This is a genomic window from Mucilaginibacter sp., from assembly GCF_041663085.1.
Lineage (GTDB): Bacteria > Bacteroidota > Bacteroidia > Sphingobacteriales > Sphingobacteriaceae > Mucilaginibacter.
Map to the genome: position 1 here is coordinate 1 of NZ_JBAZRC010000177.1, position 9131 is coordinate 9131.

Below are 9131 nucleotides of genomic sequence, written 5' to 3' on the forward strand. Positions count from 1 at the left end.
TGCTATTGCCCGCTATGGCGCTTACCTGGCTAAAGGTGTTATCATGATGCCATCGTACGTAAATATTGGCGCTTACGTTGATGAAGGCACCATGGTTGATACCTGGGCTACTGTAGGTTCATGCGCCCAAATTGGCAAGCATGTACATTTAAGCGGTGGTGTTGGTATTGGCGGTGTGTTAGAGCCGGTACAGGCAGCCCCGGTAATTATAGAGGATAACTGCTTCCTGGGCTCACGCGCTATTGTGGTTGAAGGTGTACACGTAGAAAGCGAAGCCGTTTTAGGGGCTAACGTGGTTTTAACCGCTTCAACAAAAATTATTGACGTAACCGGCCCCGAGCCTGTTGAATATAAAGGCCGCGTACCTGCCCGCTCGGTAGTTATACCTGGCTCATACACTAAAAAATTCCCTGCCGGCGAGTTCCAGGTGCCATGTGCTTTAATTATAGGTAAGCGTAAAGAATCAACCGATAAAAAGACATCACTAAACGATGCTTTAAGGGAGAATAACGTAGCTGTATAGTGAATGGTTGATTGGGTTGATTAAGTGAGTGTTTTTATCCTTTAATTTCAACTACTTACTTAATCAACTACTCACCTAATCAACACAAAAATGAAGATACTAATAAGGTTGCCCAACTGGCTTGGTGATGTGGTTATGAGTACCGCGTTCATCAACGCGATACGGCAGCTTTATCCTGGTGCATCTATCGATGTTATCATCAAAAAAGAACTGGGCGGCATTGCTAAGCTCATCCCCGGGTTAAATCACGTTCATATTTTCTCGAAACAAGAGTTCAGCGGTTTAGGTGGCGTGTATAGCTTTGGCAAAAAATTGCGTAGCCAGCGATACGATATCTATTTTAACCTCCCTCATTCCCTGTCGTCATTTGTAATGGCATGGGCAAGCGGCGCCAAACAACGCGTAGGTTTTAATAAGGAGGGTGGCTTTTTTTTGCTAACGCGATCTTTTAAGAAACCGGCTAACCTGCACCGGGTTGATGAGTATATTTCCCTGCTTGAAAACTCTACCGGTAAATCAATCACTGATAAAGTAGTTAAACTGCAAGCTGATCCATCCGCGGCAATAAAAGATACTGTTATTATCAATTTCAACTCCGAAGCGTCGTCCCGCAGGATGCCGCTGGATAAGGGCCGAAGTATTATTAACGCACTTACAACTTCCTTTAAAGATGTATCCTTTGCATTCATAGGTTCGCCAAAAGAGGCTGTCTTTGTTGATGAACTACTAATTAACTTAGATAATGCCGATAGGTTACAAAACCTTGCCGGCAAAACCAACCTTACAGGCCTGGCCGAACTAATGGCCGGTAGCAAAGCTGTATTAACAACCGACTCTGGCCCGGCACATTTGGCAAACGCCGTGGGTACGCCTACCATTGTTTTATTTGGCGCGGGCGATGAAGCCAACACCGCACCTTACAATAAACAAGAGCTTACTATTATAAGGTATGGCAAATTGATATGTGAGCCCTGCGTACGTAATACCTGCAAATTATACGGCATACCTAAGTGCATGGAAATGCTGGATGAAATAAAAATAATAAATGCATTAAGTTTGCACCTGAATTATGCTTAAAGACGAAGTAAACAAGGCGCTTAAAATTGTACAGGACGGCGGCATCATCCTGTACCCTACCGACACCATATGGGGCATTGGCTGCGATGCCACCAATACCGATGCTGTTAAAAAGATCTACGCCCTTAAACAGCGCGAAGAAAGTAAAAGCATGATCATCCTGCTGGATATCGACAATAAATTGCAAACTTACATCAGCGAGGTGCCCGATATTGCTTACGACCTGATAGAGTACGCTGAAAGCCCGCTTACTTTGGTTATGCCGGGCGCTAAAAACATATCGCCGGCGTTAATTGCCGAAGATGGCAGCGTAGGTGTACGGGTAAGCAGTCACCCTTTTTGCCAGCAACTTATACAGCGTTTACGCAAGCCTTTGGTATCAACATCGGCCAATATTAGCGGCAAACCATCTCCTGAGTACTTTTCAAAAATAGACCAGGATATTATTGACGGGGTTGATTATGTGGTTGACCTTGACCAATATAGCACCGAGATAAGGAAGCCATCAACCATTATGCGGTTAAACCCAAATGGCGGTTTTGAATTTATTCGCCGTTAGTTTTTTAATAATCGCTAAATTTGCGCCATAATACAAGCCTGTTCGCAGCCTACTTATGAAACAACACCTGCAACATCCGGTATTTTCTGTTATTTGCAAACTTGCTGCCGAACAAGATGTACAGGCTTACGCAATTGGCGGCTATGTGCGCGATATTTTTTTAAATCGCCCATCAAAAGATATTGATATTGTTATTTTAGGTAATGGCATTGCCTTTGCCGAAGCGGTTGCTGCAAAACTTAACGTTAAAGTGTCGGTATTTAAAAACTTTGGTACGGCCATGCTGCGTTACCAGGATGTGGAGGTGGAGTTTGTTGGCGCCCGCAAAGAAAGCTACCGGTCAGACTCGCGCAAACCAATTGTGGAGAACGGCACTTTAGAGGACGACCAAAAACGCCGAGATTTTACCATCAATGCCTTAGCTATTGCCTTACATGGCGATGAATTTGGTACGCTGATAGACCCGTTTGATGGCATCGCCGATCTGGAAGCTAAGCTTATCCGCACCCCGCTAAACCCGGTAGAGACTTTCTCTGACGACCCGCTACGCATGATGCGAGCCATTCGCTTTGCCAGTCAGCTCGATTTCAGGATTGATGATGAGGCCATAGCAGCTATAAAAAGCAACCTGCAGCGCATCAAAATTGTCTCACAGGAGCGGATAACCGACGAATTGAACAAGATCATCCTCTCACCAAAACCATCTATCGGTTTTAATTATCTGTTTGATACCGGGATGCTGCATATCATATTCCCGCAAATGGTAGCGCTGTATGGCGTAGAGATCATTAACGGTAAAGGCCATAAGGATAACTTTTACCATACCTTACAGGTGCTTGATAACATTTGCGAAACCACCGACGACCTTTGGTTACGTTGGGCAGCTATACTGCATGATATTGCCAAACCGCCCACCAAACGTTTTGAACCCGCACATGGCTGGACATTTCATGGCCATGAAGATAAAGGCGCCCGTATGGTGCCTAAGATATTCGCGCAGCTAAAGCTGCCGCTTAACGAAAAGATGAAGCTGGTGCAAAAGCTGGTACAACTGCATTTACGCCCTATTGTGTTGTCACAATCAATCGTTACCGATTCGGCTGTGCGACGCTTGCTTTTTGAGGCCGGCGATGATATTGAGGCGCTGATGTTATTGTGTAAAGCAGACGTTACTACCAAAAACGAATACAAGGTTAAGAAATACCGCAACAACTTTGAGCTGGTACAGCAAAAACTAAAAGATGTTGAAGAACGCGATAATATTCGCAATTGGCAGCCGCCGGTAACCGGGCTGGATATTATGCAGCTATTTGGCATTGGTGAAGGCCGCGAGGTGGGTATAATAAAGAATAAAATACGCGAAGCTATATTAGAAGGTGAAATACCTAACGAGCGCGAAGCCGCAATTAACTTTACAATTGAAAAAGGTAAAGAAATTGGCTTGAAAGTTGTGGCAACCACAAATTAAATTAAACATTACTATTTTTGACAAAAAACTACTTATAAAATGGCACTATACAGGTTCAGGGTTACTTTTGAAGATTATGACGACGTTTCGAGGGATATTGATGTAAAATCAAACCAAACTTTCGAGGATCTTCACAAGGCTATACACCAGAGCACCGGTTATAACCCCGAATATCCGTCTTCTTTTTACATCAGTAACGACCAATGGATGAAGGGTGAAGAGATCACCTATATGCCTAATCAGAAAAGGATCGACCGCAAGATCCCGCTGATGGAAAAAATAAAGTTGAGCAGTTTTATTGACGATCCGCATCAGAAATTCTATTACACTTTCAATTTCGACAGGCCGTTTGATTTTCATGTGGAGCTGATGAAGATCATTCTTGACGAAGCACCGGGCACCACCTACCCTGCTGTTGTACGTTCGGTTGGCGAAGCGCCAAAACAATTTGGCAATGTATTTAACCCGGCAGCAGCTGTAGCCGATGCCCCTGATGAAGATTTCGACTTTTTACACGAGATGGCTTACAACCCGGAGGATGCGGAAGATTTTTCTGAAGTAACCGATACCGGTATTGACGATGTTGAAGAGAAAAAAGTTGACGACGAGGAGGAGGAAGAAGACGAATTTGGCTTTGGCGACGACGAAGAATTTGAAGACGAAGACAAACCCGGTCGCGACGATTATTAACCATTAGATCATGGCATATAGTTCATGGTTCATAGTAAAACATAAAACAGTATTAAGCATAGCAGCTGCTATGATCTATCAACTATGAACCATGAACTCTCCCCAAATAAAACCCTTATTGTAATTGCCGGGCCTACTGCAAGTGGTAAAACCGCAGCTGCCATACAACTGGCACAGCATTACAATACGGTTATCGTATCGGCAGATTCAAGGCAATTTTTTCGCGAGATGTCTATCGGTACGGCAAAACCTACCGAAGCAGAACTGGCTGCCGCTCCACATTATTTTATTAATTCGCACAGCATAACAGAGCCGTTTTCTGTTGGCGATTTTGAGCGCCAGTGCATGCAACTGCTTGATGAGCTTTTTAAGAAACATGATGTGGTGATACTGGTTGGAGGATCGGGCCTGTATATTAAGGCTATCACCGAGGGCTTTGATGAATTACCTACCGCCGACCCGGATATCCGCGACCGGCTGAATACTGAGTTATCGGCAAACGGCATAGCATCCCTACAGGAGCGATTAAAACAAGTTGACCCCGCCTACTATGCCGAAGTAGATATCAACAACCCACAGCGTGTTATAAGGGCATTGGAGGTCTACGAGGCAACAGGCAACCCAATATCATCTTACCGCAAATCAACTGTCAATAAAAGACCGTTCAATATTATCAAATTTGGACTGGACATGGCGCGCGAGAAACTTTACGATAGGATAAACCAACGGGTAGACATCATGGTAAAGGATGGCCTGGTAGAAGAAGTGGCATCATTGACCCCGTATCGTAGTTACAACGCGTTAAACACTGTGGGATATTCTGAACTGTTTAATTACTTTGATGGGAAGACAGATGTAGATACTGCTATTGCAGCCATCAAACAAAATACCCGTCGTTTTGCAAAAAGGCAACTAACCTGGTTCCGTAAGGATAAGGAAATTATTTGGATGGATGCGGGTGATGAAAAGCTTGTTGATAGTATGATAGCGAAGATCGACAAGTGCAATATTTAACTTATTGATAATCAAAGGTGTTCACGTTCACTGCCGTGACCACGCGTTAATTATTTCAATTTTTTGATTATGAGGCATTTAGATATAATACCAAAAGCGATAAAATTTACAAATATTTGATTAACACCGGCTTAAATAAATACTAAGTGTGAACACTTGAGTAACCTATCGCGCAGGCAACCGCCAACTTCCCTATCCGTTATCTAATAACGACTGGATATACACCCCGTAACCGCTTTTAATGTATTTGTTAGCCAGTACCTGTAACTGTTCGGCACCAATATAGCCCATCAGGTAAGCTACCTCTTCAATACACCCAATTTTCTTGGCCTGGCGTTTTTCAATTACCCGCACAAATTCTGTAGCATCACTTAAGGAATCGACCGTGCCGGTATCCAACCATGCTGTGCCCCTGTCCATCACACCAACATGCAGGTTGCCTTGCTCCAGGTAAACGCGGTTTACATCGGTTATCTCATACTCGCCGCGTGCAGATGGTTTAATATTTTGAGCAATCTCAACAACACTATTATCATAAAAGTACAATCCTGGTACGGCAAATTTTGATTTGGGCTTCAGTGGTTTTTCTTCAATAGATACTGCTTTCAGGTCTTTATCAAATTCAACTACACCGTAACGCTCCGGGTCGGCAACCGGGTAGGCAAATATGGCAGCGCCGCTTACATCATTAAAGCTTTGTATTAATTTACTAAAGCCCGATCCGTAGAAGATGTTATCGCCCAAAATAAGTGCCACTTTATCATCACCAATAAAATTGGCACCAATTACAAAGGCCTGTGCAAGCCCGTTAGGTTTTTCTTGTATAGCGTATTCAAAACGGCAGCCAATATCCTCGCCTGTACCCAATAAACGTACAAAGCCCGGGTTATCCTCTTTTGTGGTAATGATCAGGATCTCGTTTATCCCCGCCAACATTAAAACCGATAGGGGATAGTATATCATGGGCTTATCATAGATAGGCATTAACTGCTTACTGATGGCCTGGGTTATGGGGTAAAGCCTGGTTCCCGATCCGCCTGCTAAAATGATACCTTTCATGTGAGGATAATTAGTGATTTATTGAATTGGTGAATTAGTGATTTCATCCCGAAAGACTGATATCCTTATAATCACCAATTAGTTTTGTTGTTTTAACCTGTTAATACAAATAACCAGGCTATCCCTCCAATACGGAATTTGCAGCCCAAATGTTTGCTTTACCTTTGTTTTGTCCATAACCGAGTATGCGGGCCTTACCGCGCGGGTTTTATATTCGCTGGTGGATATAGGTATAACTTGTATGCTGTTACCCGCCAACTCAAAAATAGCTTTCGAAAAATCGTACCATGAGGCTACGCCTTCGTTACTGTAATGGTATGTACCGTATGCCGCGCTTTCCGATTTGATGATATGGATGATGCATCCGGCCAGGTCAATAGCGTAGGTAGGTGTGCCCACCTGGTCGGCAATTACTTTAAGTTCGTCGCGGTCGGCACCAAGCTTAAGCATGGTTTTTACAAAGTTGTTGGCAAACTCAGAGTATAGCCATCCCGTGCGGATGATGAAATAGTTATCCAGCAAAACAGGGATCACTTTCTCGCCGTCGAGCTTGGTTTGGCCGTAAACACTTATGGGGGTTGCTATGTCATCTTCTTTTAACGGCGATGATACATCCCCCTTAAAAACAAAATCAGTTGAGATGTGGATAAGCGTTGTATCATACTTACTGCAAAGCCTTGCCAGGTTCTCCACCCCCGTTTTATTAACTTTTAATGCCGTTTCGGCATCATCTTCGGCTTTATCAACCGCAGTATAAGCGGCGCAATTAATGGCGTATGCCGGTTGATGGGCAGCAAATTGTTTTTCTAAAGCGGCAGTATCCAATATATTGGCTTCGTCCTCGCCGGGGAAGATAAAAAAGTCGGGGCCACCATCTTCCACAAGTTTTTTAAAACACTGCCCTAACTGACCCGAAGCACCAAAAACTATTGTTTTATTCATTATCCAACCTGTTAAAAACTGTGTTTTATAATTACTGCTTATCGTTCTACATGCTTTACCATAAAATCATGATAAGCAAGCTTAATACCTTCCTCTAATTCGGTCTTATATGTCCAGCCTAATGCTGCCAGTTTTGATACATCCATTAATTTGCGTGGCGTGCCATCGGGTTTGGTGGCATCAAAGGTTAACTCACCTTCGTATCCTACTATACCCTTAATAAGTAAGGCCAGATCTTTTATCGTGATCTCTTTACCGCTTCCAATATTGATGAAGCCAGCTTCGCTAAAGTTTTGCATCAGGTAGTAGCAAGCCTCGGCCAAATCATCGGCAAATAAAAACTCACGTAGTGGTGAGCCGCTTCCCCAAATGGTAACCGATGGCGCATTTTGCTCTTTAGCTTCATGAAAACGCCGGATCAACGCCGGCAGCACATGTGAATTTTGCGGGTGATAGTTATCGTTATAGCCATACAAATTGGTTGGCATAACAGAAATATAATCGCAGCCATATTGTGCGCGGTAAGCATCGCACATTTTAATACCGGCTATTTTGGCAATAGCGTAAGGCTCATTTGTTGGTTCAAGCAAGCCGGTTAATAAAGCATCTTCATGCAACGGTTGTGGCGCCAGTTTTGGATAGATGCAGCTCGACCCCAAAAACATCAGTTTTTTAACGTTATTAAGATGTGCCGAATTGATGATATTATTCTGGATCTGCAGGTTATCGTACAAAAACTCGGCGCGATAGGTATTATTGGCAACAATGCCACCCACCTTGGCTGCCGCCAGAAAAACGTATTCGGGTTTCTCCTGTGCAAAAAAAGCAGCTACGGCGGGCTGGTCGCGCAGGTCAAGTTCGGCCGAGGTACGGGTTACAAAATTGGTAAACCCCTCGCTTTGCAGCTTGCACGTGATGGCAGAACCTACCATGCCCCTATTGCCGGCAATATATATTTTTGAATCTTTATTCATTTTGTTTGGTTCATTGGTTCAATAGTTCATTAGTTTATTGGTGTATGGAGGCAAAAACATGTAGCAAGCTTTGCACTAATTAATCAACCAACAAGTGAACTAATAAACTATCTAGGCCTGCCCCATTGTTCCGCCAAAATTCATGGGGAAACCTGTAGGGTCATTCTGAATTTTAACACGGCCGTTCACGGCTTCAAATTTCTCAATATTATCCTCTAACGCGGTTAACAGGCGCTTGGCGTGCTCTGGCGTAAGCACAATACGCGATTTTACTTTCGCTTTTGGTACACCCGGCATAACGCGGATAAAATCGAGCACAAACTCTGAACTGGAGTGGGTTATGATAGCCAGGTTGGCGTAAACACCTTCGGCAACTTCTTCAGAAAGCTCAATGTTAATTTGGTTTTCGTTTTGTTCTTCCATGATCGTATAAAAATAGCAAAGCCTTCTATTTTCATAGAAGGCTTTGCAAAAGTATTTAAAAAATCTGATTAAGCTTCCACTTCCTCAGTTTTTGAAGCCATCAGGCGATCAAACTCTTCCTGAGAACCTACACGGATATTTTCGTATTCGCGTAAACCGGTTCCTGACGGAATTAAGTGACCAACAATAACGTTTTCTTTCAGGCCAAGCATTAAGTCTTTCTTACCTGCTATGGCTGCTTCGTTCAGTACTTTTGTAGTTTCCTGGAACGATGCCGCTGAAATGAACGATTTTGTACCTAATGATGCTCTTGTGATACCTTGTAGCATCGGGCTTGAAGTTGCTGCAATTGCATCCCTTACCTCAACCAATTTTAAATCTTTACGTTTTAAAATTGAGTTT

11 protein-coding genes are annotated in these 9131 nt (G+C 43.5%); 6 read left to right on the plus strand and 5 right to left on the minus strand.

Annotated elements, in window-relative coordinates; all coding sequences use genetic code 11:
- From WC615_RS21095 to miaA, 6 genes are all read left to right on the plus strand, one after another.
- A partial coding sequence (locus WC615_RS21095; RefSeq protein ID WP_372980030.1) for a 2,3,4,5-tetrahydropyridine-2,6-dicarboxylate N-succinyltransferase occupies positions 1 to 523 on the plus strand: 523 nt, incomplete at its 5' end.
- 90 nt (positions 524 to 613) lie between these two features.
- Positions 614 to 1600, plus strand: coding sequence for a glycosyltransferase family 9 protein (locus tag WC615_RS21100; protein WP_372980031.1), 987 nt, complete (start codon positions 614 to 616; stop codon positions 1598 to 1600).
- Positions 1593 to 2159, plus strand: coding sequence for an L-threonylcarbamoyladenylate synthase (locus WC615_RS21105; protein ID WP_372980032.1), 567 nt, complete (start codon positions 1593 to 1595; stop codon positions 2157 to 2159). Before WC615_RS21100 ends, WC615_RS21105 begins: the two co-directional genes overlap by 8 nt.
- A gap of 55 nt (positions 2160 to 2214) precedes the next feature.
- Positions 2215 to 3627 carry a CCA tRNA nucleotidyltransferase gene (locus tag WC615_RS21110; protein WP_372980033.1) on the plus strand — a complete coding sequence of 471 codons (1413 nt, stop codon included), beginning with the start codon at positions 2215 to 2217 and terminating at the stop codon, positions 3625 to 3627.
- Positions 3628 to 3666: 39 nt separating this feature from the next.
- Entirely contained in the window at positions 3667 to 4317 is a 651-nt protein-coding gene (locus WC615_RS21115; protein ID WP_372980034.1) for a hypothetical protein, read from the plus strand.
- Positions 4318 to 4401: 84 nt separating this feature from the next.
- A complete protein-coding gene (miaA, locus tag WC615_RS21120; RefSeq protein ID WP_372980035.1) occupies positions 4402 to 5331 on the plus strand; it encodes a tRNA (adenosine(37)-N6)-dimethylallyltransferase MiaA in 930 nt (309 codons plus the stop codon).
- Between the two features lie 192 nt (positions 5332 to 5523).
- Here the strand turns inward: miaA and rfbA are convergent, their stop codons facing one another.
- The 5 genes from rfbA to WC615_RS21145 all read right to left on the minus strand — a co-directional run.
- Positions 5524 to 6390 carry a glucose-1-phosphate thymidylyltransferase RfbA gene (gene rfbA, locus WC615_RS21125; protein WP_372980036.1) on the minus strand — a complete coding sequence of 289 codons (867 nt, stop codon included), beginning with the start codon at positions 6388 to 6390 and terminating at the stop codon, positions 5524 to 5526.
- Between the two features lie 78 nt (positions 6391 to 6468).
- A complete protein-coding gene (gene rfbD, locus WC615_RS21130; protein ID WP_372980037.1) occupies positions 6469 to 7332 on the minus strand; it encodes a dTDP-4-dehydrorhamnose reductase in 864 nt (287 codons plus the stop codon).
- Positions 7333 to 7370: 38 nt separating this feature from the next.
- Entirely contained in the window at positions 7371 to 8306 is a 936-nt protein-coding gene (locus WC615_RS21135) for a GDP-L-fucose synthase family protein (protein ID WP_372980038.1), read from the minus strand.
- Between the two features lie 111 nt (positions 8307 to 8417).
- Entirely contained in the window at positions 8418 to 8729 is a 312-nt protein-coding gene (locus WC615_RS21140) for a DUF3467 domain-containing protein (RefSeq protein WP_191176022.1), read from the minus strand.
- Positions 8730 to 8797: 68 nt separating this feature from the next.
- Positions 8798 to 9131 (minus strand): hypothetical protein (locus tag WC615_RS21145; RefSeq protein WP_372980039.1); only part of this gene is annotated, 334 nt, incomplete at its 5' end.